Annotated in this window: 21 protein-coding genes; 12 read left to right on the forward strand and 9 right to left on the reverse strand. The window is 72.5% G+C overall.

The genetic code is table 11. The features are described 5' to 3' along the window. Window positions 1-24 precede the first annotated feature (24 nt). Genes QP090_RS24230 through QP090_RS24240 form a run of 3 tightly spaced genes read right to left on the reverse strand, consistent with a single transcriptional unit; the run spans window position 25 to window position 1,190 of the window. On the reverse strand, window positions 25-333 hold the full coding sequence (locus QP090_RS24230) for a hypothetical protein (protein WP_285941553.1): 309 nt from the start codon (window positions 331-333) through the stop codon (window positions 25-27). After that, a complete protein-coding gene (locus QP090_RS24235; RefSeq protein WP_285941555.1) occupies window positions 326-883 on the reverse strand; it encodes an RNA polymerase sigma factor in 558 nt (185 codons plus the stop codon). Before QP090_RS24235 ends, QP090_RS24230 begins: the two co-directional genes overlap by 8 nt. After that, entirely contained in the window at window positions 876-1,190 is a 315-nt protein-coding gene (locus QP090_RS24240) for a hypothetical protein (RefSeq protein WP_285941557.1), read from the reverse strand. Before QP090_RS24240 ends, QP090_RS24235 begins: the two co-directional genes overlap by 8 nt. Between QP090_RS24240 and QP090_RS24245 the strand changes: the two genes are divergently transcribed. From QP090_RS24245 to QP090_RS24270, 6 genes are all read left to right on the forward strand, one after another. Next, complete coding sequence (locus tag QP090_RS24245) at window positions 1,189-4,158, forward strand: DUF4132 domain-containing protein (protein WP_285941558.1); 2,970 nt, start codon at window positions 1,189-1,191, stop codon at window positions 4,156-4,158. The two genes, QP090_RS24240 and QP090_RS24245, sit on opposite strands and share 2 nt — an antisense overlap. Window positions 4,159-4,231: 73 nt before the next feature. Beyond that, window positions 4,232-5,398 (forward strand): TetR/AcrR family transcriptional regulator, encoded by a 1,167-nt coding sequence (locus QP090_RS24250; protein WP_285941560.1) that lies wholly within the window; start codon window positions 4,232-4,234, stop codon window positions 5,396-5,398. Beyond that, entirely contained in the window at window positions 5,395-6,021 is a 627-nt protein-coding gene (locus QP090_RS24255; protein WP_285941562.1) for a transcriptional regulator, read from the forward strand. The genes QP090_RS24250 and QP090_RS24255 overlap by 4 nt, the downstream gene beginning before the upstream one ends. Further along, window positions 6,018-7,649: a pyruvate, phosphate dikinase gene (locus tag QP090_RS24260; protein WP_285941564.1), complete on the forward strand. Its 1,632-nt coding sequence runs from the start codon at window positions 6,018-6,020 to the stop codon at window positions 7,647-7,649. The genes QP090_RS24255 and QP090_RS24260 overlap by 4 nt, the downstream gene beginning before the upstream one ends. Before the next feature lie 182 nt (window positions 7,650-7,831). Then, window positions 7,832-9,829, forward strand: coding sequence for a WD40 repeat domain-containing serine/threonine protein kinase (locus tag QP090_RS24265; RefSeq protein ID WP_285941566.1), 1,998 nt, complete (start codon window positions 7,832-7,834; stop codon window positions 9,827-9,829). A 43-nt stretch (window positions 9,830-9,872) separates the two neighbouring features. Then, the gene (locus tag QP090_RS24270) at window positions 9,873-11,861 is read left to right on the forward strand and encodes a WD40 repeat domain-containing serine/threonine protein kinase (protein WP_285941568.1); all 1,989 of its coding nucleotides are present in this window, start codon (window positions 9,873-9,875) and stop codon (window positions 11,859-11,861) included. Between the two features lie 99 nt (window positions 11,862-11,960). Here the strand turns inward: QP090_RS24270 and QP090_RS24275 are convergent, their stop codons facing one another. Further along, on the reverse strand, window positions 11,961-13,451 hold the full coding sequence (locus tag QP090_RS24275; RefSeq protein WP_285941570.1) for an aldehyde dehydrogenase family protein: 1,491 nt from the start codon (window positions 13,449-13,451) through the stop codon (window positions 11,961-11,963). A 268-nt stretch (window positions 13,452-13,719) separates the two neighbouring features. On the opposite strand from QP090_RS24275, the gene QP090_RS24280 reads away from it, so the two are divergent. Then, window positions 13,720-14,283 (forward strand): oxygenase MpaB family protein, encoded by a 564-nt coding sequence (locus tag QP090_RS24280; RefSeq protein ID WP_285941571.1) that lies wholly within the window; start codon window positions 13,720-13,722, stop codon window positions 14,281-14,283. Here QP090_RS24280 and QP090_RS24285 read toward each other — a convergent pair. The 5 genes from QP090_RS24285 to QP090_RS24305 all read right to left on the reverse strand — a co-directional run bounded on the left by QP090_RS24285 (window position 14,236) and on the right by QP090_RS24305 (window position 19,211). Continuing rightward, window positions 14,236-15,081, reverse strand: coding sequence for an ABC transporter ATP-binding protein (locus QP090_RS24285; RefSeq protein ID WP_285941573.1), 846 nt, complete (start codon window positions 15,079-15,081; stop codon window positions 14,236-14,238). The two genes, QP090_RS24280 and QP090_RS24285, sit on opposite strands and share 48 nt — an antisense overlap. After that, on the reverse strand, window positions 15,078-16,130 hold the full coding sequence (locus tag QP090_RS24290; RefSeq protein WP_285941574.1) for a FecCD family ABC transporter permease: 1,053 nt from the start codon (window positions 16,128-16,130) through the stop codon (window positions 15,078-15,080). The genes QP090_RS24285 and QP090_RS24290 overlap by 4 nt, the downstream gene beginning before the upstream one ends. Then, a complete protein-coding gene (locus QP090_RS24295; RefSeq protein WP_285941576.1) occupies window positions 16,127-17,170 on the reverse strand; it encodes a FecCD family ABC transporter permease in 1,044 nt (347 codons plus the stop codon). The genes QP090_RS24290 and QP090_RS24295 overlap by 4 nt, the downstream gene beginning before the upstream one ends. Next, entirely contained in the window at window positions 17,167-18,204 is a 1,038-nt protein-coding gene (locus tag QP090_RS24300; RefSeq protein ID WP_285941578.1) for an iron-siderophore ABC transporter substrate-binding protein, read from the reverse strand. The genes QP090_RS24295 and QP090_RS24300 overlap by 4 nt, the downstream gene beginning before the upstream one ends. A 221-nt stretch (window positions 18,205-18,425) precedes the next feature. Then, window positions 18,426-19,211, reverse strand: a complete 786-nt coding sequence (locus tag QP090_RS24305; RefSeq protein WP_285941580.1) for a helix-turn-helix domain-containing protein — start codon at window positions 19,209-19,211, stop codon at window positions 18,426-18,428. Between the two features lie 200 nt (window positions 19,212-19,411). On the opposite strand from QP090_RS24305, the gene QP090_RS24310 reads away from it, so the two are divergent. The 5 genes from QP090_RS24310 (at window position 19,412) to QP090_RS24330 (ending at window position 25,600) form a co-directional block, all read left to right on the forward strand. Then, window positions 19,412-20,860 carry a M1 family metallopeptidase gene (locus QP090_RS24310; protein ID WP_285941582.1) on the forward strand — a complete coding sequence of 483 codons (1,449 nt, stop codon included), beginning with the start codon at window positions 19,412-19,414 and terminating at the stop codon, window positions 20,858-20,860. A gap of 196 nt (window positions 20,861-21,056) precedes the next feature. Beyond that, window positions 21,057-21,668, forward strand: a complete 612-nt coding sequence (locus tag QP090_RS24315; protein ID WP_285941583.1) for a hypothetical protein — start codon at window positions 21,057-21,059, stop codon at window positions 21,666-21,668. A 69-nt stretch (window positions 21,669-21,737) separates the two neighbouring features. Further along, complete coding sequence (locus tag QP090_RS24320) at window positions 21,738-24,506, forward strand: WD40 repeat domain-containing protein (RefSeq protein WP_285941585.1); 2,769 nt, start codon at window positions 21,738-21,740, stop codon at window positions 24,504-24,506. Between the two features lie 42 nt (window positions 24,507-24,548). Beyond that, window positions 24,549-24,938, forward strand: coding sequence for a hypothetical protein (locus QP090_RS24325; RefSeq protein WP_285941586.1), 390 nt, complete (start codon window positions 24,549-24,551; stop codon window positions 24,936-24,938). A gap of 119 nt (window positions 24,939-25,057) precedes the next feature. Further along, complete coding sequence (locus tag QP090_RS24330; RefSeq protein WP_285941587.1) at window positions 25,058-25,600, forward strand: dihydrofolate reductase family protein; 543 nt, start codon at window positions 25,058-25,060, stop codon at window positions 25,598-25,600. Window positions 25,601-25,651 lie beyond the last annotated feature (51 nt).

Genomic DNA, 25,651 nt, shown 5'->3' on the forward strand with positions numbered 1-25,651 from the left:
CGTTCAGGGTCGGCGAACCAGGCGTCAACGCGCTTCACCGTGGCTGCTGGATGTGTCCTGATGCGAGCGAGTGGATCGGGCGACGGTCAGTTCGCATCGCCCGTCCATGCAAGCGCGCCGCAACCGGCCCATGGAGATGGTCTGCATCAGCCCGATCGCCCAGCAGGCCGGACACCCGCGTAGCGCGAGCAGGCCGATCGGTGCGAGCAGGAGGCTGCCGAGTCCGAGCACCGGCAGCAGCGCGAACGAACCGATCAAGGCCCCGAGTCCCACCGCCCCGCGTAGCAGGTGCCGGGGAAGTGACGCGCTCGCATAGCCCTGCTTGTCAGTCATCGGCGTCTCCTGGGACCAAGGGTGTGCCCTGCAGCGTGCGGTTGACCGACGCGCGAGCGCGATGCAGCCGCGATTTCATCGCGGGGAGGCTGAGGCCGAGTGCGTCGGCGACCATCCGCCCGCTGTATCCCTGAATGTCGCGCATGATCAGTACGTGTCGCTGGTCGGCGGGCAGAGTGGCGATCGCCGCCGCGACTCGACCCGCGTCCAGGCGTTGCAGGACCTCGTCCTCGGCCGAGATCACGCCGGCGTCAGGGACCGGTTCATGGTGCAGCGGTCTCAGTCGCGCCCGCCGCAGACACTCGTTGCGGACGATGCGGAACATCCACGATGCCAGCGCACCGGAGGCCCGCAGCGTCCCGATCTTGCGATACAAGATGATCAACGCCTCCTGCGCGGCGTCTTCGGCGTCTTCGGGCGAGGCGCACAGTGAGCGGGCGAATCTGCGCACGTGCGGGTGCGAGCCGGACACCAACGCGGCGATCGACTCGAGGTCACCGCCCTGCGCGGCGGCGATCAGCCGCTCACCGGGCCAGGTCCCCTCAGCCACGCGAGCGACCCCGCCGACGCAGCACGGTGATACTGCACGCGCAGACGAGCACTGTCACACCGATCACGACGGCACCAACGATCATGACAACCTCCTGGTCGTGTCCCGACGCTGTTGTCGGCACACCTATGAGAGGAACGAACCGGTTCAAAGGATTCACCCCACGGGGTGCCGGCTCGGCCACTTCATCGACGGCAGGCCCGTCGAGGATCTCCTCGACGCCGGCTTCGCCTGGCGAGAGGGCTGGGAGTACCGCCTCTCCTGATGTCCGGAAAATGTCGGGCGTCGTCACTACCTTGCTCCGCATGCCCCAGAACGAAGATCTTCTCGTCATTCCCGACGATTGGCGCGCCACCCTCCATCCACGTCGCGGCGGGACGCACGGCCCCCCGCTCGAACTCGTCCCGGACGCCGTCTCCACCGTTCGGCAGTGGGTGAAGGAGAGCCGCGACGAGATCGACCACCTGCTCGAGAGCCGGGAGAGCCGAAGAGACCTGGTCGGATCCGCCCGCGCTCATCTGGGGGGCGAGGCGAACCCGCAGGGCGCGGGTGTGCTCGCGGCCGTCATCGCCGCGGAGTGGCCGCTCCGGGACGACTACGAGCACGACGAGGAACCGTTCGCCGTCATCGCGGACGCGTGGATCGCCGAGCACGGCCTGGTCTTCGCCGCCGCGGCCACGGTCGAGCTCAGCGGCGTCTTCGTCGACGGTTACAAATGGAAGGAGCGGAGGGACTGGCGTCATCTCCGCGTCCGCCGCCTGGACAAACAGGACCCCGGATACAACCATGGCCTGAGGTGCCTCGAACTGGTCGCGGCCCGCGTTCGCGCCTTTCTCGCGGTCGCCGCCGAGCCGGAATACCAGCGGGCCGTCGAGGCGCTGGGCGGGCTCCGCCATGACGGTATGCGACGCTTGGCCGCCGCATACCTGGTGCCGACGCAGACCGCGTGGGTCGACGAACTCTGCGGCACCCTGCCCGACCTTGAGCCGTATACCTGGATGATGGTGCTGCGCACGATAGGGTCGGCCGACCATCTCGCCACGCTGCGCGCCGGTCACAGCGGGTGGTACTGGATCCACGGCCGTCCGGGCGTGCTCCCCACGGTCGTCGAGGGCGTCGGTCCGGCACTGGCCTCGACGCTGGCCACCGTCGCCGATGAGGAGACCGAGACCGGGCGCGACCCGTACGAGTTGCTGCGGGCGCTCGGTGTGCTGGCGACCGATGAGGCGTTCCGGCTTCTGGTGGACCGCCTTGACCGGCCGCAGGCGCAAAGGGCCGTGATCGAGACGGCCCGCCGCTTTCCCGAGCGGGCGCTGCGGCTGCTCGGTGAGGCGGCCGTGTCGGGTCCCGCGCCGATCTCCTCCTACGCCGTCCGGCTGCTGCGCGACCATGTGGCGGCCCGCGCCGACGTTGCCGCCGCCGTTCTGCCGCGCCTGCCCGCCGAGGTCCGCGAGGTCGTCGAGTCGATCGACGAGCTGGCGGCCGGATGGGCGCCGGCGGCCCCGGCGGAGTCCCTGCCGCGGCTGCTGGTCGAGCCGCCGTGGACGCGCGAGCGTCCCAAGTTCAAGCGGATGACCGTCAAGGGGCTCCAACCGCTGACCACCGGGGTGCCGGGAGAGTCGGAGGAACGGGCGGCGGCCCGTGCCCTCATTCCCATCGCGCTGGGGAAGACCGGCCCGCAGCGGTTCAAGGCGGAGGCCGCCCTTCGGCGTATCGTCGCGGCCGAAGGCGACGAGGGAATCCTCGAAGTGGCCGGGGAGTACGGCGCCAAGGCCGCGAAGGCGGCCAGGGCGCTGCTCGCCGCCGATCCCCTGGACGACCTTCCGGCCGTGATGCCCCGGCGGCCGGTCTGGCAGGATCCGCACCTCCTCCCCCAGGTGCTCCTTCGGGAGAGCGGCCTGGCGCTTCCCCTCGAAGCGGTCGACCACATCGTCTCCATGCTCGCCGTCTCCACGCCGGACAAGCCGTACGCGGGCATCGACGTCGTCAAGGAGATCTGCGACCCCGCCTGCCTCGCCCCGCTCGCCTGGCGGCTGTTCGAGTTGTCGGGCCGGCGCGCGCGGGCCTACGCCTGGGAGGGCGACGACTGGGTGCTGACGGCCTTGGGGTTGTTCGGCGACGATGAGACGGTGCGCAAGCTCACGCCGGTGATCCAGGCATGGCCGGGCGACGGCGGGCACCACCGGGCGGTCAAGGGCCTGGACGTCCTGCTCGCGATCGGCACCGATGTAGCGCTGATGCACCTCCACGGCCTGGCCACCAAGGTCAAGTACAAGGGATTGAGGAAGAAGGCGCAGGAGCGGATCGACTCGCTGGCCGAAGACCTCGGGCTGAGCCCCGACCAGCTCGGCGACCGGCTCGTTCCCGACTTCGGGCTCGACGAGAGCGGCGGGATGCTCCTCGACTACGGGCCGCGCGGCTTCACGGCGGGCTTCGACGAGCAGCTCCGGCCGTACGTCATCGACGACACCGGCAGGAGGCGCGCGAGCCTTCCCAAGCCGGGCGTCCGCGACGACCAGGAGCTGGCCCCGGCCGCCCACCGGCGGTTCGCCGCCCTGAAGAAGGACGTCCGGACCGTGGCCGGCGAGCAGCTCCGGCGCTTCGAACGGGCCATGGTCACGCAGCGCCGGTGGACCGCCGAGGAGTTCCGGACTCTGATCGTCGAGCATCCGCTGGTGCGGCACGTCGCCCGGCGGCTGGTGTGGATCACCGAGGACGGCCGCGCGTTCCGCATCGCCGAGGACCGGACGTTCGCCGACCTCCAGGACGACGCGTTGGCGCTGACCGGGCCGGCCCGGGTGGGGGTGGCCCATCCGCTCCAGTTGTCCGGCAGCCTGGAGGCATGGGCCGAGGTGTTCGACGACTACGAGACCACCCAGCCCTTCCCGCAGCTCAGGCGCCCCACGTACGCGCTGACCGAGGAGGAGCGCGCGGGCACCGAGCTGGAACGCTTCCACGGCGTCACCGTGCCGGTCGGCAGGGTGGTCGGCATGGAACGGCGCGGCTGGCAGCGGGGCAGCGCCGAGGACAACGGCATCCAGGTCGAGATTCTCCGGGAACTGCCCGGTGGCCGAGCCGCCGTCATCACCGTCAATCCGGGCATCCCCGCCGGTGACATCAACTACTGGCCCGAACAGCGCATCGACCGTGTCCGGCTCGACCGGGACGCCCGCCTCGGCCGGCGGGCCGAGTCCAGCCCCCTGCCGTTCTCCGAGCTGGACGCGATCACCGCCTCCGAGGTCCTCGCCGACGTCGTCGCGCTGACGACCGCCTGACCATCCCGGAGGCTCTTCCCTGGGAGCCCTGCAATCCAGATGTTCATAACATTTGGATTTTGGGAGTATCCTCATGCCCGAGGTACTAGGAAAGGGGGCGGCGATGGTCCGGCTGACCCGGGCGCAGCAGCAGGTGCGCACTCGGACGTCCGTGCTGGCGGCGGCGAGGGAGGAGTTCACCGAGCACGGCTACGCCTTGGCCAAGGTGGATCGGATCGCCGAGCGGGCCGAGCTGACCCGCGGGGCGGTGTACTCGAACTTCCCGAGCAAGCGCGCACTGTATCTGGCGGTGCTGATCGACATGATCGAGGACGCCGCCACCGGCGGGCCTCCGGAGGCGCCGATGTCGCCGGCCGATGCGCTCGGGGTGTTCGCCCGGTCCTGGCTCGAACGGCTGCCCTTGGTCGGCGACACGGCTTCGGGAGGGCGCCTGCAACTGCGCTCGCTGGTCGGCCTCCTCGATGACGGGCACGGGCGCGCAGTGCTGGCGCAGGTGGCCCGGCTGGAGGCGTTGCTGCTCGCCCTCGCGCTGGAGTCGTGCGCACTGGCTCCCAGGGTGCCGACCCGGCGCGTGCGGCTGGCCGAGCTGGTGCTGACGCTGCTGGACGGTTCGGGGCATCTGGCCGAGACCGCACCGGGATTCGGTGACCCCTTCGACGTGGCGCGCGCATGCGGGCATCTGGCCGCGCTCGACCTCGCCGACACCTGGGCGCCGCCGCACCTGCCCCACGTCGCCCCGGCGCGGCCGTGCGAGGACGTCTGGGATCCGCCGGCGGGACTCGCGGACCGGCTCAGCGGGGATCGGGTCGACCTCGGCGCCGACGGGCTGATCGCGGTGCTGGGGGCCGGCCGTCTCGCCGCCGCCGAGGAGGCCGTCCGTTCCGCCCGGCCCGGCGAGCAGGTGACGGTGGTCGCCGTCACGAGCGATCCCGCCGAGACCGGCCGCCTCGTCCGGCTGAGGATCACCGACCTCACCGGCTGCCTGCGGCGGGTGTTCGCCCCCGAGGTCTGGCGGCGCGTCCGGCTGGTCCTCGATGAGGAGGGTCTGGCGGCGTCGGCGATCGGCCTGACGGACCCGCACGATGAGACGGAGGCCGCTGTGCGCGTCCAGGACGGCCGGATCGTCGCCCGAGCCGACGGGCGAGGCGCCGCCCACGCGGCATCGACCGCCGGCGCTTCGAGCGGCGCGCGGTCGAAAGGCGCACAGGCGAGCGGCGAACAGTCGAGAGGCAGGACATGACCCGGCCCGAGCCTCCCGCGACCGGCACCGACCTGCTGGTGCTCCATGCCCTGCGCTGCGGCGGCCACGCCGGGCCCGCCCGCGTGGCCGCGGCCACGGGTCTCGGTGAGTCCGACGCCGAGTCCGAGCTGATCGATCTCGCGGTCGCCGGTCTCGTCACGCATTCGGGCGGCGGCTTCGGCGGGTGGGGGCTGACGGACGCCGGCCGCGCCGCCGCCGCCGAGCGGATCACCGGCGAGCTGGAATCGGCCGGTGCCCGCGTCGCCCTGAGGGCGGCGTTCGACGGCTTTCTCGTGCTCAACCCGGAACTGCTCGACCTCTGCGCGGCATGGCAGCTCCGATCCGTCGACGGTGTCATGACCGCCAACGACCACGGCGATCCGTCCTACGACGCCCGCGTCCTCGCCCGGTTCGCCGAGTTCGACCAGCGTGCCGCCGTCGTCTGCGCCGAGCTGTCGGCGGCGTTGCCCCGCTTCGGCCGCTACCGGGCCCGCCTCGCTGAAGCCCGCCAGCGCGCCGCCTCCGGCGCGCTGGAGTACGTGACCGACAGCACCGCGTCGTACCACACCGTGTGGGCCGAGCTTCACGAAGACCTGCTCGCCACACTCGGGATCCCCCGGTGAGGTGGATTCGGCCGCTCTCCGCGCAGGTCGACGAGGCGGCGGAGCTGCTGGGCGGCAAGGCGCACGGCCTCGTGGTCCTGCACCGTCTCGGGTTGCGGGTGCCCGCCGGGTTCGTCGTCACCACGGAGGCATGCCGCGCGTTCCTGCGTGACGGGCGGCTTCCGGACGGGCTGGGCGACGAGCTCGCGACGGCCGTCACCGACCTCGAAGCCTCCACCGGACGCCGCTTCGGCGGATCACGGGCGCCGCTGGCGGTGTCCGTCCGCTCCGGGGCCGGCGTCTCGATGCCCGGCATGATGAACACGATCCTCAACCTCGGCCTCACGACCGCGGCCACAGCCGGGCTGGCGGCGGAGACGGGCGACCCGCGCTTCGCGCTGGACTCGCGGCTGCGGCTCCTGTCTGGCTTCGCCGCGGCGATCACGAACCTGGACGCGGACGGCGTGGGAGCCGTCCTCGGCGGAGCCCCCGGGCGGGGAACCGGCGACGAGGAGGCCGACCTCACCGGCGCGATCGGAGCGGTCGAGGACCTCATCCGGCGACGACGCGGCCGGCCGATCCCGGACGACGCGGCCCGGCAACTGGAGCTGGCCGTCAGGACCGTGCTCTCGTCCTGGGACACACCGCGCGCACGCACCTACCGCGACCTGCATGACGTCCCGCACGACCTCGGCACCGCCGCGATCGTGCAGACGATGGTGTTCGGGAACCGCGATGACCGCAGCGGCACCGGAGTCGCGTTCAGCCGCGACCCCAACACCGGCGGGAACGTCCCGTTCGGCGAGGTCATGTTCGGACGCCAGGGCGAGGACGTCGTCTCCGGCAGAGCGCTGACCCGTCCCTTGCGCGAACTCGCCGACCGGGAGCCGGCGGTGTGGACCGGCCTCCTCGATGCCCTGAGCCGGATCGAGGGGCACTACCGCGACGCGTGCTACGTCGAGTTCACCTTCCAGTCCGGCGAGCTGTGGATCCTCCAGGTCCGGCCCGGCCGGTTCGTCGGAGGTGCCGCCGTCCGCGTCGCGGCCGACCTCGCCGACGAGCGCGTGATCGGACGCCGCGAGGCGCTGCTCAGGGTCTCAGCGGGGCATCTCCGGCACGTCCGCACACCCCGGATGGCGACGACCGAGAGGACCGACATCCTGGCCCGGGGGCTGGGCGCCTGTCCCGGTGTTGCGGCCGGCAGGGTGGCGACCACGGCCGACGGGGCCGTGCGCATGGCCGCGGACGGCCCGGTCATCCTGGTACGCCCGGAGACCTCCCCGCACGACCTGCGCGGCCTGGCCGCCGCCGCCGGGATCGTCACCGCCCGCGGCGGGCCGGCCAGCCATGCCGCGGTCGTCGCACGATCGATGGCGAAACCCGCCGTCGTGGGGGTCACCGGCCTCACCGTCGACGTCGCCGGCGGGTCGGTGGGAGCCGGTGGGCGCACCATCGGCGAGGGCACCCTCGTCACCATCGACGGGACCAGCGGCGAAGTCGCCCTCGGCAGCCCCCGTACCGTCACGACCACGGCCGCCGCCCACCTGCACCGGCTGCTCGGATGGGCCGACGACGTATCGGGCGACCACTCCGAACGCGATGAGGTCCAACGCCTCAGCGCCGCCCACGCCGTACTCCGTCACGGCTAGAGCGCGCCGGCGCTCACGGCCGCGCACCTCCCTCCGCCGGGCCCCCGTTCCCGCAGGTCGAATCGCGTGCCGGCGGCCGGGGGCCACTGCGGCGTTCCGGTTGCCTGGCGACTCTCACTCAGACACTATTGTTCTTGATTCGGGAGGTGGCCTTGAGGCCCTTGCAGACGTCTGATCCGTCGTTGATCGGGCAGTATCGGACGCTCGCCGAGCTGGGGCGCGGCGGCATGGGACGGGTGCTGCTGGGCGGCGGTCCGGACGGGCGGCTGGTCGCGGTCAAGCTGGTCGGCGAGGAGTTCGCCGACGACCAGCGGTTCCGGGTGCGGTTCCGCCGGGAGGTGAGTGCCTCGCGGAAGGTCGCCGGCGCCTACACCGCCGCGGTGATCGATGCCGACCCGGACGCGCCGACGCCGTGGCTGGCCTCGGTCTACGTGCCCGGACCGTCGCTGCGCGAGGCGATCGGCGCCGCGGGCGTGCTGGCGGAGGAACCGGCGCTGCGCCTGACGGCCGGACTGGCCTCGGCGCTGGTCGAGGTGCACCGGGCCGGGCTGATCCACCGGGACCTCAAGCCCTCCAACGTGCTGCTCACCGACGACGGCCTCCGGGTGATCGACTTCGGGATCGCGCGGGCGGGCGAGACCGAGGAGGGCACCCAGGTCACCCGGACCGGCGCCCTGGTCGGCACGCCCGGCTTCATGTCGCCGGAACAGGCGCTGGGGCGGCCTCTGACCCCCGCCAGCGACGTCTTCTCGCTGGGCTCGGTGGTCGTGTGCGCCTGCCTCGGGCGCGGCCCCTTCAACGCGGGCAGCACGCCGAAGACCCTGCACAACGTGATCAACGCGGCGCCCGCCCTCGACGCGCTGCCCCGCCGGGTCCGCGACGTCGTGGCGGCCTGCCTCGCCAAGGACCCGGCCGACCGGCCGACGCCCGAGCGGGTGCTGGAGGCCGTCGGCGAGCTGGTCCCGGCGAGCCGTCCCTGGCCGGTCGCGGTGCACGACCTCATCACGGCCCAGCACGCCGAGGTCGACCGGCTCCTGTCCGGCCCGCAGCACGGTGGCCCCGGGCCCGGCGACATGGCGACCGTCGCCAACACGATGACGGACCCGGTCGCACCCCCCGCGCCGTCACGCAGACGCGTCCTCCAGTTGGCGGGCGGCGGTGCCCTCCTCGGGATGGCCGCGATCGGCGGCGCGGTCGCGTGGACGGCGCAGGGCGAAGACCCTCCCGCGAAGAAACGCGGCCGTGCCACGACGGTCAGGAAGCCGGTCGCCGAACTGTCCGGCCACGCGGGCACGGTGGCCACCGTACGGTTCACCCCGATCGGGGACCTGCTGGCCACCACCTGCGACGACGGCAAACTGCGGCTGTGGGACGTGGCGTCCCGCCGGCTCTCCGGCGAACCGATCACCGTGTCCTCCAAATCCTTCCGTTCGGCGGTGTTCGACCGGGTGGGGGACCAGGTGGCGACCGCGTCCGAGGACGGCGTCAAGCTGTGGGACGTCAAGACCCGCCGGCAGGTCGGCAAGACCCTCACCGTCCGTCTCATGGAGGTCATCGACTCCCCCGGCCCGGTGTTCGACGTGGCCTACAGCCCGGACGGGAAGACGCTGGGGGCCATGGGCACGAGCATCATGCAGCTCTGGGAGGCCGACTCCGGCAAGCCGATCGGCCGGCTGAACTTCGGCAGCCCCAGGCTGCTGGCCCCGGTGGCGTTCAGCGGGGACGGGCGGAGCCTGGCCGTCCCGAACGACCAGCATGTCGAGGTCTGGGACGTGGCCTCGCACAAGGCGGTGGGCCAGTCCCTGCTCGGCCACACCGCGGCTCTCGCCTGCGTGGTGTTCAGCCCGGACGGCCGGACGCTGGCCACCGGCGGCTGGGACACGACCGTGCGGCTGTGGGACGTGCCGGAACGCCGTCCCATCGGCCAGCCCCTGCGCGGCCACTCGCACGTGATCCAGGGCCTGGCGTTCAGCTCGGACGGCCGGACGCTGGCCAGCGCCAGCAACGACGGCACCGTGCGACTGTGGGACGTGGCCGCGCAGAAGCCGCTCGGGCAGCCGATCAGCGGCACCGCCAAGAGCTACACCGGCGTGGCGTTCGGCCGGGAGGACCGGATGCTGGCCACCGGGGGCGCGAAGGCCGCGTGGCTGTGGGACATCTCCGACCTCATCCGACGGTGAGGCGCGCCCACCGTCCATCGGGCCTGCGCGGGAAGGGGTGGCCATGCGGCAGTTGACCGGGTCCGATCCAGTCCGGGTCGGGCGCTACCGGATGCTGGCCGAGCTCGGCCGGGGCGGCATGGGCCGGGTGCTGCTGGGGTCCGCGCCCGACGGGCGGCTGGTCGCGGTCAAGCTGGTGCACGCCCGGCTCGTCGACGTCCCCGGGTTCCGGGACCGGTTCCGCGCCGAGGTGACCGCCACCCGCACGGTCTCCGGCGCGTACACGGCCCCGGTGATCGACGCGGACGCGGACGCGCCGACCCCCTGGCTGGCGTCGGTGTGCGTGCCCGGCCCGTCGCTGAGCGAGGCGGTCCGGGCGGCCGGCCCGCTGCCGGAGCAATCGGTGCTGCGCCTGGCGGCGGGGCTGGCCGCCGCGCTGCTGGAGATCCACCGGGCCGGGCTGGTGCACCGCGACCTCAAGCCGTCCAACGTGCTGCTGGCCGCCGACGGCCCGAAGGTCATCGACTTCGGGGTGGCGCGGGCCGTCGAGGGCGACGAGGGCGACCGGCCCCAGGGCGGCCTGCTCGCCGGCACGCCCGGGTTCATGTCGCCCGAGCAGGCCGAGGACCTGCCGCCGACGCAGGCCGGCGACGTCTTCTCGCTGGGGTCGGTGCTGGCCATGGCCGCCACCGGCCGGGGCCTGTTCGACGGCCCCGGGGTGCCGCAGACCCTCTACAACGTCGTGCACCTCGACCCCGACCTGACCGGGGTCCCGGACCGGCTGCGCCCGATCATCCTCGCCTGCCTGGCCAAGGACCCGGGCGAGCGGCCCGCGCCCGGCCGGCTGCTGTCGATGATCGGGCAGGTCGCCCCGGCCGTCCGACCCTGGCCGCCCGCGGTGCACCGGCTGATCGACGAACGGCGGACCGAGATCGCCCGGCTGCTCGGCGCCCCGGCGCCCACGGTCGCCCCGGCGTCCGGGCCCGGCATCGCGAGGTACCGGGGCCGGCTGGTGGCGGGCGGCGGCGCGCTGGCGGGATGCGCGGTGCTGGCCGCCGTCCTGGCCTGGGCGCCGTGGTCGGGTTCGTCCGCACGTACCGCCCCGTCCGCGTCCCGGTCCGCCGCCCCACCGGTGAGCTGGCCGCTGCGCGGGCACACGGCCTCCGTCAAGGACGTGGCTTTCACCCCGGACGGCCGGACGCTGGTCACCGCGAGCGACGACGCGACGGTGCGGCGGTGGGACGTGGCGGGCCGCGCACAGCTCGGGAAGCCCGTCCGCCACCCCGACGGGGTCAACGCGGTGGCGGTCGGCGCCGACGGCACCGTGCTGTACACCGGGGGCGACGACGGCTTCATGCGGATCTGGCGGTTGCCGGGCGGCGGACGGTCGAACGGGTTCGAGACCGGGCTCGGTCCGCTCACCGACATGGCGCTCAGCCCCGACGGCCGCGTCCTGGCCACCAGCAACGGGAACCAGTACGTGCGGCTGTGGGACCTGGACGACGGGAAGGTCGGGCCGGCCCTGGAGACCCGGGCCGGCAACGTGGAGGCCCTGGCGTTCGCCCCGGACAGCCGCACCCTGGCCGTCGGCACGACCGGCACCGAGCGCAACCTCGACACCGGCAACAGCGAGGGCGTCGCGCAACTGTGGAACGTCTACGACAAGCGGAAGCTCGGCGCGGACATGACCGGGTTCGATTCCTGGGTCGAGGGCGTGGCGTTCAGCCCGGACGGGCGGACCCTGGCCGCGGGCGGCGGTGAGCTCACCCGGCTGTGGAACGTGTCCGACCACCGGCGAATCGGCGCGCCCTTCCCGTGCCGCGGCCGGTGCTACACCATGGCGTTCGGCCCGGACGGCCGGACGCTGGCCGCCGGGAGCAGCGGCGGCGAGGCACGGCTGTGGAACCTGGCCGATCGCCGGCAGATCGGCCCGGACCTGACCGGCCATACCGGCGTCATCCTCAGCCTGAAGTTCAGTCCGGACGGCCGCACCCTGGCCACCGGCAGCTCCGACGGCACCACCCGCCTGTGGCCCGTCCCCGCCTCTCGCTAGGGCCTGCGGGCCGTCCGTCCCGGAACGTCGGCGGGCCCGTCCGGGGCATCCGGGTTGGGGCGCCCGGGACGCCCGTCCCCGCGCCCCCACCCGGAGCTCTCACAACTGGGTCGTGACCGCCTTGACCTCGGTGTAGGCGTTGAGGGCCTCGTGGCCCATCTCGCGTCCCCAGCCGGACTGCTTGTAGCCGCCGAACGGCAGGGCCGCGTCGAAGACGTTGTAGCAGTTGATCCAGACCGTGCCGGCGCGGATCTTCTTGGCCAGCGCGTGCGCCTTGGAGATGTCCTTGGTCCAGATGCCCGCGCCCAGGCCGTACTCGGTGGCGTTGGCCGCGGCAGCGATCTCGTCCAGGTCCTGGAAGGGCGCGGCGACCACGACCGGTCCGAAGATCTCTTCACGCACGATCCGCATATCGGCGCCGGCGCCGGTGAGCACGGTCGGCTCGACGAAGTAGCCGCGGTCGCCGTGCCGGCCGCCGCCGACGACGGTGGTCGCGCCGTCCGCGCGCCCCGATTCCAGGTAGCCGGTGACCCGCCGGAGCTGCTCGTCGGAGACCAGCGGCCCCATCTGCGTATCGGCGTCCATGCCCGGACCGAGCTTGATGGACCTGGCGATCTCGGCCACCCCCTCGACGACCTCGTCGAACCTGCTCTGGTGCACGAAGAGGCGCGAGCCCGCCACGCAGCACTGCCCGTGGTTGAAGAAGATGGCGTTCGCCGCGCCCGCGATCGCGCCGGGTTCGGCGTCCTCGAACACGATGTTGGGGCTCTTCCCGCCCAGTTCCAGCGTCAGCTTCTTGAGGTTGCCCGCGGCGGCCTGCACGATCAGGCGGCCGACCTCGGTGGAGCCGGTGAAGGCGACCTTGTCGACCCCCGGATGGGCGGCCAGCCGCGCTCCGGCGGTCTCGCCGTACCCGGGCACGACGTTGACCACCCCTTCCGGCACGCCCGCTTCGGCGATCAGCTCGGCCAGCCGCAGCGCGCTCAGCGGGGTCTGCTCGGCCGGCTTGAGGACGACGCAGTTGCCGGTCGCCAGCGCGGGGCCGAGCTTCCAGGCCGCCATCAGCAGCGGGAAGTTCCACGGGATGATCTGGCCGACCACGCCCACCGGCTCGCGCAGCGTGTAGGAGTGGAAGTTGGCGCCGGGCATGAACGGCACCGAGATGTCGATGGTGTTGCCTTCGATCTTGGTCGCCCAGCCGGCCATGTAGTGGAACAGGTCCGCCGCCAGCGGCACGTCGGCGGCCCTGGCGACCGCGTACGGCTTGCCGTTGTCGAGCGATTCCAGCTGGGCCAGTTCGTCGGCGTGCTGGAGGACCAGGTCGCCGATCCGCCAGATCAGCCGGCCGCGTTCGGAGGGCGTCAGCCGCGACCAGGGCCCCTCCTCGAAGGCTCGGCGGGCCGCGTCGACCGCCCTGTCGATGTCGGTCGCGTCGCCCTCCGCCACCTGTGCGAGCGTCTCGCCCGTCGCCGGGTCCGGCGTGGCGAACGTCTTCCCCGACGCCGCTTCCACCCACTGCCCGTCGATGAACATTCGCCGCGGGTCGGTCACGAAGGCGGTGACCCTGTCGTCCACTGTCGCCGTCGACATAGCGCATCCCCAATCCGGGCCGTCCGGCCGCGACCACGCGGCCCGTCGAACAGGCGTCCGAGATCTCCGGACACCGCTACGGAGCTTGGCAGCCCCAATGAGACGTCCGAATCCCGTTGAGCGCAACCCCCGGTGACCGCCCCGCTCCCGTCCCGAAGCCGCGCCCGCGAGCACCTGCTCGGCGTGACCTACGGTTTCGCCAGCGGGATGATGAGCACGGTCATCCCCAGGGAGGCGCGCGGTCTATTACTCCAAGGGCGGCGCGGACATGAAGGACCGCATCACCAAGACCGCCAAGCTCGGGTACGACATCGGGACGTCGAACGCCCACGAGCCCGATGGCGAGATGATCGTGACCTGCGTCAAGACCCGGCTGGCGCATGCGGGGGTGCGGCACCTGCTGCCGAAGTCCCCGTACTGGTCGAAGGTCGCCGACGAGGAGATCCCGATCAGCCAGCGGGACATGATGGTCACCTGGCACAGCCTGCCCACGACCGTCATGCGGAACCTGGTCGAGTGGAAGGTGCCGATCCCCGCCGCCGAGTCCGAGGGCTTCCTGCACTCGTGGCAGGTGGCCGCGCACATGCTCGGCATCGAGGACGAGTACATCCCCAAGTCGTGGGACGAGGCCGGCGCCCAGGCCGACCAGGTCCTGACCCCGGTGCTGGGCCCGACGCCCGAGGGCGGCAAGCTGGCCGACATCCTCCTCAACCTCGGCTCCGCGTCCCGGGCCCGGAGTCCGGCGGATTCCGGGCCGGGCACCGCCGCACCGCGGGCGCCGCCTTCAGCGGTGTGCCTCCCGGGCGTGGTTCGGCGACAGGGCGGGCTGTGACCGGACGTGGTGGCGGCCGATGGGGAGCATCAGGGGGCGCCCGGAGACGGGGTCTTCGATGATGCGGCTCTCGAGGTCGAAGACGGTGCGGACGCTCTCCTCGGTGAGGACCTCGGCCGGGGTGCCCCAGGTGTGGAGGCCGCCGTCGGCGAGCGCGATGAGGTGGTCGGCGTAGCGGGCGGCGAGGTTGAGGTCGTGCAGGACCATCACGATGGTGGTGCCGCGGGTGCGGTTCAGGTCCGTCAGCAGGTCCAGGACGTCGATCTGGTGGCTGGCGTCGAGGAAGGTGGTCGGCTCGTCGAGAAGGAGCAGGTCGGTCTGCTGGGCCAGCGCCATGGCGATCCAGACCCGCTGGCGCTGTCCCCCCGACAGCTCGTCGACGGCGCGGTCGGCGAGTCCCGTGGTCTGCGTCGCCTCCAGGGCGGCGGCGACCGCGGCGTCGTCCTTGGTGGTCCAGCGGGAGAAGACACCCTGATGGGGGTGGCGTCCGCGGCAGACGAGGTCGAGGACGGTGATGCCCTCGGGCGCGACCGGCGACTGGGGCAGCAGGCCGAGCGTGCGGGCCAGTTCCTTGGCGGGCATGCGGTGCACCTCCCTGCCGTCCAGGACGACACGGCCCTCCCGGGGGGAGAGCAGCCGGGACAGCGAGCGCAGGAGCGTCGACTTCCCGCAGGCGTTCGCGCCGACGATGACCGTGATCTCGCCGGGCGGCACGACCAGGTCGAGGGACTCGATGACGGCGCGGTCGCCGTAGCCGAGCGTGAGGCTCTCGGCCACCAGGGAGTGGGACGTGGTCACAGTGAGCCTCCGGCCCGATGGGTGCGGACGATCAGGAAGACGAGGTACGGCGCTCCGAGAACGCCGGTGACGACGCCGACCGGGTAGCGGACGTCGAACGCGAACTGCCCGGCGAAGTCGGCGACCAGGACCATGAGGGCGCCGACGAGCCCTGACGGCACGAGCAGGGAGCCGCCCACGCCGACGAGCCGGGCCGCGATGGGGCCGGACAGGAACGCCACGAACGCGATCGGCCCGGCCGCCGCCGTGGCGAAGGCGATCAGGCCGACGGCGGCGACGATGACCGCGATGCGGGTGCGTTCGACGCGGACCCCGAGTGCGGCGGCGGTGTCGTCGCCGAGCTGCATCGCCGACAGGTCGCGCGCCAGGGACAGCAGGACGGGGGTGAGGACGGCCACCGCGACGAGGGCGGGCAGCGCCTGCTTCCAGGTCGTGCCGTTGAGGCTGCCGGTCAGCCAGCGCGTGGCCTCCTGGAGATCCCACTCAGCGGCCTGGGACAGGACGTAGGAGGTGACGCTGTCGAGGATCGCGGAGATCCCGATGCCGATCAGGATGAGCCGCGTGCCGGCGACGCCGTCCCGGAACGCCAGGGTGTACATCAGCAGGGCGACGCCGAGGGCGGAGACGATCGCGAAGACCGACACCGCGGTCCCGCCGAGCGAGAGCGACACGATCGCGATGGCCGCCGCGGCGCTCGCACCCGAGCTGATGCCGATGATGTCGGGGCTGGCCAGCGGGTTGCGGAGCATCGTCTGGAAGGTGACGCCGGCCAGGCCGAAGGCGAATCCCGCGGTCACGGCGAGGACCGCCCGCGGCAGCCGGAGCCCCCCGACCGTGAAGGAGGCTCCCGGCACCTGCTCGCCGAGGACGACGCGGACCACGTCGCGCGGCGGGTAGAACGTCTGCCCGACCATCAGCGTCACGGCGAACCCGGCGACGACGAGCACCGCCAGCGTCGCGACCACGGCACGGCGCCGGTGGGCGCGCCGGCGGCGACCGCGGGCGACGGCCTGGACGAGGGACGCCCGGGCGGGGGCGGGGGCGTTCACAGCTCACGCACCTTCTGGCGGCGGACGATGTGGATGAAGAACGGGGCGCCGATCAGTGCCGTCACGATGCCCACCTCGATGTCGGCGGGCCGGGCCACCACGCGGCCGACGACGTCCGCGGCGGTGAGCAGCGACGCGCCGACCAGGGCGGAGAACGGCAGCATCCAGCGGTGGTCCACGCCGACGAGCAGGCGGCACGCGTGCGGGACGACGAGTCCGACGAAGCCGATCGGCCCGGCGACGGCCGTCGACGCACCGCACAGCACGACGGCGCCGAGGGCGGCCGTGCCGCGGATGAGGGCGACGCGCTCCCCGAGTCCGGCGGCGAGCTCGTCGCCGAGGGCCAGCGAGTTCAGCGCGCGGGCGCACAGCAGGCACACGGCGAACCCTGCGGCGAGGAACGGCAGGACCTGACCGATGCGCTCGTAGGACGCGCCGCCGACCCCGCCGATCTGCCAGAGCCGGAAGCTCCCGGCGATGTCGTTGCGGGGCAGGACGACGGCGCTGACAAGGGACGCGGAGGCCGCCGACGTGGCGGCACCGGCGAGCGCGACCTTGAGGGGGGTGGCTCCGCCGCGCCCGAGGGATCCGACGGTGTACACGAACACGGCCGAGAGGGCGGCCCCCGCCATCGCGATCCAGATGTACCCGGTGGGCGAGGTGAGCCCGAAGAACGCGACGGCGGTGACGACGGAGAGCGAGGCGCCCATGTTGACGCCCAGGATTCCCGGATCGGCCAGCGGGTTGCGGGTCACGCCCTGCATGACGCCGCCGGAGAGGCCGAGCGCGGCGCCGATGAGCACCGCGAGCAGGGTGCGGGGGATCCGCTTGGCGACCGCGGCCTGCTCGATGGAGTCGTCCGCGCCGCCGAGCGCCGCCCAGACGTCGGACCAGGCGACGTCCCGCGAGCCCAGGGCGACGGAGGCCGCCATCAGCACGGCCAGGGCCAGGACGGCGACGAGCAGCCACAGGATCCGGATGCGCGCCGGACGCCGCACGAGGGCGGCGTCCGACGGGCGGTCGGTGTCGGCCGTCGTCACTTGACCTTGTCCGCGGCCTCGGCGAGCGCCTTGACGTAGTCCTCCAGCACCCAGGAGATCGACAGGGGCGTCGGGTTCGCGGCCGTGCTCAGCGGCTTGCCGTCGGGCAGCAGGTACACCGAGCCGCGCTTGACCGCGGGGATCTTCGACAGCAGCGGGTCGGTGCCGAGCTTGCCGAGCAGCTCGCCCTTCCCGTCGCCGTATCCGGTGATGATGTCGACGTCGGAGAACATGTCGACCTGCTCCGCGCTCCGGCTCAGGAGGAACTTGTCGGTGCCCCTGGACGCCTCGGCGATGCTGCCCGGGATCGTCAGCCCGAGGTCCTCGAAGAAGAGGGTGCGGGTGTCGTGCGTGGTGTAAAAGCCGATCTGGCTCACGTCGTTGGGGTCGACGTGCGTCATGAACATCGCCGACTTGCCCTTGAGCTGCGGGTACTTCGCGACGACCTGCTTGATGTCGCCCTCGATCCCGCCGATGAGCCGGTTCCCCTCGGCGGCCAGCCCGATGGCCTTGCTGTTCATCCAGATGATCTCGCGCCACGGGGTGGCCCAGGGGGCGTCCGGGTAGACCACCACGGGGGCGATCTTGCTCAGCGTCTCGTAGTCCTGCTCGGTCAGGCCCGAGTAGGTGGCCAGGATCACGTCCGGCCTGGTGTCGGCGACGGCCTCGAAGTCGACGCCGTCGGTCTCGTCGAACAGGACGGGCGTCTTGGCGTTGAGCTCCTTCAGGCGCTTCTCCACCCAGGGCAGGACCCCGTCGCCGTTGTCGTCGCCGAAGTTCGCGGCGGCCATGCCGACCGGGACGACGCCGAGGGCGAGCGGCACTTCGTGGTTGGCCCAGTTGACCGTGGCCACCCGCTTCGGCTTCGCCCGGATGGTGGTCGTCCCCAGCGCGTGCTTGATCGTCATGGGGAAGGCGGCCGAGCCGCCGCCCGTGCTCACCCGCTCGCTCTCCGGCGAGCTGCCGCAGGCCACGACGCTGCCCAGCAGGACGGCCAGGACGGCCAGGACGCGAAGGCTGTGTGGACGTTTCAATCCGTGCTCCACTTTCAGGAATCCGCCGGTGCCGGCCCTCGCACGTCCGGATCGCGGTGGGCGTCCGTAGAGCGGTACGCCGTACGGCCGCAACGCAAAATTAGTTAGGTAAGGCTTGCCTTGGCCAGCACTTTAGGAGGTAGGTCCGAGTTGTGGCAATCAAGCCTTCGGGACACCCGATATCGAGATCGGGACACCGAGGCCGGGCGCCGCCCGCGGACTCAGCGCGCCCGGAACGCCCCCGGGGTCAGCCCGGTCGTCCGCCGGAAGGCCGCGCTGAACGCGCTCGCCGACCGGTAGCCGACCTCCTCGGCCACGACCTCGATCCCCCGGCCCCGACCGAGCAGCTCGATCGCATGCTGGGCGCGCACCGCCGCGACCCACCGCCCGAAGCTGGTGCCCGTCTCCGCGTTGAAGGCACGGGTGATCGTGCGGTCGCTCACGGCCAGCCGGGACGCCCAGTCCACCAGCGTCCGCTGATCGCCGGGATCGCTCCGGACCGCGTCGACGATCGGGCGCAGCAGGTCGGAGACGGGCAGGTGCACGAGCAGTTCGCGCGCGGAGGGCGTGAGCACGTCGAGCACCATCGCCCCGGTCACCGCCCGCGAGCCGGCGGACAGCCCGGTGTCGGCGAGCCGCTCGAGCAGCAGCCGGAGCAGCGGGGTGATCTCGACCGCGACGGGCGCCTGGAGGATCGAGGGCATACCGCCGAATCCGAGGTAGTCGGCGTGGCACCGGGTACCGGCGATCGCCGAGCCGGAGTGCGGCGTGCCCGCGGGCATCCACAGGCCCAGGACGGGGGTGACCGTCCAGACCCGCCGCCCCACCACGGCCGTGGACACGCCCCGCTCGTTCCAGAGCAGTTCATGGAAGGGGTGGGAGTGCTCGTTCCAGACGGTGTCGCGGGAGATGGCCCCGCTCCAGCCCGCGATCGCGAACGGCGTCTCGACCGGCATCCGGGCCGTCCCCGCCGCGGAGGCGGGCGGCGTGCGGGTCTCCCCGGTCATGGGAGCACGCGGTCGGGCACGAGCGGCATGGCTCCTCATCCCGGTACTGCGGAGGCGGGCCGGACACCTCCAAGGTTAGGCTTACCTTATCTTCGGACGGTGCATCCTTCCGAGATCGGCTGTTCATCGCGCCGGGGATGAACGATGATCATTTCCAGATCATCCGAAGGTGATCGTTCGATTCGACGAGAGGCCCTTCGATGGCGATTCTCAGATCGGCGCACCGGCTTCCGCTGGCGATCGCCGCGGTCGGCGCCGTGGCACTCGGGCTGCTCACGCCCGCCGCCGCCACCGCCGACATCCGGTACGAACCCGGCGCGCCCGGACTCGGCGACCCCTACTTCCCCGACCTCGGCAACGGCGGATACGACGTCGGGCACTACTACCTGAAGACCGCCTACGACCCCGGTACCGACCGGCTCACCGGCACGACCACCATCACCGCCACGGCCACCCAGAACCTGTCCCGGTTCAACCTCGACCTGTACAAGATGAACGTGCGGTCGGTCCGCGTGAACGGTCACCCCGCCCCGTTCGCCCGCACCGGCGAGCGCGAGCTGGAGATCACGCCGCGCGGCGGCCTGCGCAGGCAGAGCTCGTTCACGGTGGTCGTCCGGTACGACGGCGTGCCCGAGACGCTGGGCGGCCCGATCATCTTCGACCTGCCGTACGGGTTCCTGCACACCAGGGACGGCGCCACCATCTCCTCCGAGCCCAACGGCGCCTCCACCTGGTTCCCGGCCAACGACAACCCGCGCGACAAGGCGCTGTTCACGATCGAGACGACCGTGCCGCAGGGCCTCAAGGCGATCTCCAACGGCCGTCTGGTCGAGCAGTGGAACTCCGGCGGCAAGGACACCTTCCTGTGGCGGGAGGACCGGCCGATGGCCACCTACCTGGCGACCGCCTCGATCGGACGGTTCAACGTCTCCACGACCACGACCCGCACCGGCATCCAGCAGCTCGACGCGGTCGACCCGGAGGTGGCGTCGGACCCCGACTCCCTCTCCACTCCGGGCTGGACCACGCGGGCGACCGACGAACTGGCCGGCTACTTCGGGCCCTACCCGTTCACCTCCACCGGCTCCATCATCGAGAACAACTTCGTCCCGCCGCTGAACCTCGACAACGCGATCGAGACCCAGACCCGTCCCACGTACCAGAAGCAGCCCATCGAAAAGGGCGTGGTCCATGAGATGAGCCACCAGTGGTTCGGCAACAGCGTCACCCCCGCGCGCTGGAAGGACGTCTGGCTGAACGAGGGCTACGCGCTCTGGACGGAGAAGTTCTGGGCCGAGAAGCACGGCGGCCAGTCCGCGCAGGACGCGTTCGGGGCGCTGTACGACAGCCCGCCGCCTATCCCGCCGGGACGGCCCGGCTTCTGGGACGTCCCGACCGCCGATCCGACCCGCGACCAGATGTTCCACCGCTCGGTCTACTTCCGCGGCGGGATGGCGCTCCAGCAGCTCCGGCACAAGATCGGTGACGAGCGGTTCCTGCGGCTCACCCGCACCTGGCTCGCGGAGAACGAGTACGGCAACGGCACCACCGAGGAGTACGAGGCGCTCGCGGAGAAGATCTCCGGGCAGGACCTCGGCCGATTCTTCACCACGTGGATCCACTCGGCGGGCAAGCCCCCCGCCTGGTGATCACAGGCCGCCCGGCCGCCCGCTCCTGATCCGGCCGCTCGGCCTGGGCCGTGAACGCGACTACGCGCAGCAGCCTTCTCCGGGCGGCCGTCCTCACGGAGAGTTGTCCCTGGCCAGGTCATTGGCATAGCGTCGAATCAGGGCCGGTCATCGACGGCCGTGCCTCCAGACAGTGATCTCAACGGGGGAGGAGACCATGTTCGTACAGATCATCCAAGGCGGGCTCGCCGCAGACCGTGCCGAACTGAAGGAGGCCCTGGACCGCTGGGAGCGCGAACTGGAGTCCTCGGCCGAGGGGTGGCTCGGCACCACTGCGGGGGTGACGGACGACGGGACCTTCATCGGCATCGTCCGGTTCGCGTCCGTCGAGGCCGCGCGCCGCAACAGCGAGCGTCCAGAGCAGCACCGGTGGTGGACCGAGACCTCCAAGCTGTTCCGCGGCGACGTCACCTTCCACGACTGCACCGACGTCGACCTCATGATGGACGGCGGCTCCGACGACGCCGGCTTCGTCCAGGTCATCCAGGGCCGCATCCGCGACCTCGAAGGGCTGCGCGCCTACCTGCGGGACATGGACGAACAGGCGCTGCGCGGGTTCCGGCCCGACATCATCGGCAGCATCACCGCCTACCACGCGGACGGCGGCTTCACCGAAGCCGCCTACTTCACCTCCGAGGCCGAGGCCAGGGAGGGCGAACGCAGCCAACCGCCGCAGGAGATGCGGGACGAGATGGACAAGATGATGGCCTTCTACGAGGGCGAGTGGACCTATCTCGACCTGCGCGAGCCCTGGCTGTCCTCGCCCTGAGCCGATTCCGGGCGGCGCGTCCGGTCTGATCGGCGGTACGCTCACGCCGGCTTGGTTACGCTGCGCCTTATGTCTGGTCCCGCCGGTTCTGCCCTGACCGATTGCGCGTTCCTGGTGAACGCCGATCCCGACCGGGTGCTGCCGCTGCTCGCCCACGCGACGACCCCGGACGAGCGGCTGGCCTCGGCCGTCTACCGGACCTCGCTGCGCCTGGTCCGCGCGGCCGATCCGGCCGGCCGCCGCCAGCTCCTCGCCTGCAACGCCGTGCGGTGGGGCGCCGGTGAGCTGGGCGAACGCTTCGCCGCCGTGGCCGTCCCCGGGGCGCCCGCTCCGGAGTGGCGGGTCGACTGGGCGACCGGGCCGGGGATCGACCAGCGGCTGCTACTGGAGTTCAACGGCCACCCCAGCGGGGTGCACGCGCTGGGGATCGCCGACGTCGGCGGGCGCCCGCTCGCCGTCACCGCGGACCGAGACGGCTTGGTCCGCCTCTGGGAACTGGTCAGCGGCGACCTGGTCGGCGACCCGATGGCCGGCCACACCGGCGGCGTCCTCGCGGTCGCGTGCGGGGAGCTCGGAGGCCGCCCGGTCGCCGTCACCGGGGGCCAGGACGGCACCGTCCGGGTGTGGGACCTGGACGGCGGCGTCGAGGTGGGCGCCCCGTTCACCGGGCACGGCGACGCGGTCCGCGCGGTGGCAATCGCCGAGTTGGGCGGACGTCCCGTCGCGGTGTCCGGCGGCTGGCGGGAGGCGCGGGTGTGGGACCTCTCCACCCGCGCGGAGATCCACCCGCCCCTGACCGGCCCCGAGAACTGGGTGTTCGCGCTGGCGTGCACCGAGGTCGGCGGCCGTCCGGTCGCGGTCGCGGCCGGCGCCGACGGCTCCCGTTGGCGATGGGACCTGAGCACCGGAGCGTGCGTCGGCCGGCCGTTCGACGACGACATCAACGGGGCCGCCGCGCTGGCCGTCACCAGGCTCCGCGGGCGCCCGATCGCGGTGACCAACGGGTCCTACATCGACCATCCGGTGCACCTGTGGGATCTGGAGACCGGGGAGCGCCTCCTCTCCCCTCTCACCGGGCACGGCAGCGGCGTCCAGGCGGCGGCGTGCGCCGACGTCGACGGCCGGCCGGTCGCCGTCACCGGAGACGGCGACGGCGTTGTCCGGGTGTGGGACCTGGACAGTGGCACGCAGCTCGGAGAGCCGCTCGACGCGGGCCATGGCGTGATCGCCACGGCGGTCGCCGACCTCGGCGGGCATCCCGTCGCGGTGACCTGCGACCACCTCGGCAGGATCCAGGTCTGGTCCCTCGTCCGCACCGGACCGGCAGGGAACCCGCTTCCCGGCGCCGGCGGCGTCCAATCCGCGGCCCACGCGGAGATCGACGGCCGGCCGGTCGTGGTGACGGCGGGCGGCGACGGGGCCGTGCGTGCGTGGGATCTGGCCACCGGAACGCCGGCCCGCCCGCCGGTCACCGGGCATCGCGGCGGCGTCCCGGCCGTGGCGACCGCCCGGCTCGGCGGCCGTTCGGTGGCGGTGACCAGCGGCTACGACAGGACGCTGCGGGTGCTGGATCTTGAGAAGGGCACCGATCGGCCGCTGTCGAATCCGCCCGCGACGGCGGGGGCGGTGGCGAGCGCCGAGGTCGACGGCCGTCCGGTCGCGGTCACGGGCGACTGGGACGGCGACGTGCGGCTCTGGGATCTCACCACCGGCGCGGCGATCGGCCCGGCACTGGCCGGGGGAAGGGTGCCGGCGGTGGCCGCCGCCGAGACCGACGGCGGACCGGTCGCGGTCACCGGGGGCGACGACGGCCTGGTCCGCGTCTGGGACCTGAAGAGCGGCGACGCGATCGGCGACCCCGTCACCGCCCACACCGCCGGGATCAGCACGGTGACCTGCCTTCAGGTGGACGGGCGCGTCGTGGTGCTGTCCGCCGACCGCACCGGGGACGTCCGGGCACGGGACCTGGCGAGCCGCGAGCCGGTCGACCCCGCCCTGTGCGAAACGGCCACGGGCGAGCGCGTCGAACCGCCGCTCACCGGTCACGCTGGCACGGTGAGCGCGGTCGCGTGCGGTCACCTCGACGACGGCGACTCGGTCGCCGTCACCGCGGACGCCGATGGCGTGGTGTGCCTGTGGGACCTCTCCTCCCGAACGCGGATCGGAAGGCTGCCCACCAAGGCGGGCTCGAAGGTCACCGCTCTGGCGGTCGCCGAGATCGGCGGCGAATCGGTCGCGGTGGGCTGCGGGTCCACCGGCGAGTTGTGGACCTGGAGTCTGCTGACCCTCGAAGAGCTGCACTCGGCGCGGACGAGCCTGGCCGCCCAGGTCCACGCCATCGCGACGATGCGGGTGGACGATCGGCCGGTCGCGGTCACCGCCGACGTCGTCGGCACCGTCCGGACCTGGGACCTGGCCGATCAGACCCTCCTGACCACTCATCTCGGCGCCACCACCGGTGTGGCGTGCGGCGCGGTCGACGGTCGCCCGGTCGTGGCGGGCTACGGATGCGACGACGCGCTGCGGGTGTGGGACCCCGTCACAGGGGACCTTCTCCTTGGCCCGATCGCCGGTCACACCGGTCAGATCTCCTCTGTGGCCTGCACGGAGACCGGCGGCCGTCCCGTCGCCGTCGTCGGCGGCACGGCCGGCGCGGTCCGGTGGGTCCGGCCGACCCTGGGCGAAGTCCGGTTCTGGGACCTGGCCACAGGCGCCCAGGCCGGACCCCGCCTACTGTTCCCCGACCGGGTGTCGACGGTACTGGCGGCACCGGACGGCCGGCTGGTCGTGCACTTCGGCCCCGACATCGCGGTGCTGAGCAGGAGGCCCGCCCGCTGACACGGCCGGTGGGCGCTCGTCCGGGCGGTTACGATGCCAGGCATGAGCCTCACGTCGGGTCGGTCCTGCCTGCGGGCGGACGCGGGGTACTGCGGAATCGCGGCGGTCTGCACCATGGCGTTCGCCAAGCCCCTCGGGTCCGCGTTCGGGATGCCGGCCGTCCTCCTGCTGGGCGTCGCCCTGGTCACCGCTCTCTGGGCGGGACTGCTGCTGTTCGCCGCGACCGGCTCGCGTCTGCGTCTCTCCCTGGCGGGGGTCATGGGCGCCAACGTCATCGCCGCGTCGCTCATCGCGGCGCTCGGCCTCACCCGCCCCGCCGACGCCCTCTCCCTGCTTCTCCTGGCCGTCGCCGTCGAAGTCGGCGCATTCGCCGCATGGCAGGCGTTCTTGCTGAGCAGGGGTCCCTCAGGAAAGGCCGGGGGCTCGCGCTAGGAAGCGGCACGGTCCCGGGACTCACCTGATCGGGTTCGCTCCATGACGGGACGGACCTCCACCATCCCGTGCTTCGACACCCTCCGAGAGATCGGCACGAACACATCCGAGGAGTGCACATGCGAAAGCTCACAGCGGGCCTGTTCATGACCCTGGACGGCGTGGTGGAGACACCCGACGCCTGGCAGGGGCCCTATTTCAACGACGAGGTGGGCCGGCGCATCACCGCCGGGATCGCCGAGGCCGACGCGCTGCTCATGGGCACCAGCACGTACCGGCAGTTCGCCGGGCTCTGGACGTCCCAGGAGAGCAACCCGATGGCCGACCTCATGAACTCGCTCACCAAGTACGTGGTCTCCAGTAGCCTGACCAGCTTCGAGTGGGCGAACTCGGTCCCGCTCACCGGGGACTTCGCCGCGTCGATCGACCGGCTGAAGCGGCAGGAGGGCAAGACCATCCAGGTGCCGGGCAGCCCGCGGCTGGTCCGCTCGCTGCTCGGGCACGGGCTGCTCGACGAGCTCAACCTCATGATCCACCCGATCGTCCTGGGCACCGGCATGCGCCTGTTCGAGGACACGCCCGAGCTCGCCTTCGAGGTCACCGACTCCACGACGCTGTCCACCGGCGTAGTGGCCGTGACCTACCGCCCGGTCCCCGGCTGACCGGCCGGCGGCGGCGCCGTCGGTGGCCGGCACACCGACGTCGGGAGAATG

It is taken from the genome of Actinomadura xylanilytica, from assembly GCF_030283145.1.
Lineage (GTDB): Bacteria > Actinomycetota > Actinomycetes > Streptosporangiales > Streptosporangiaceae > Spirillospora > Spirillospora xylanilytica.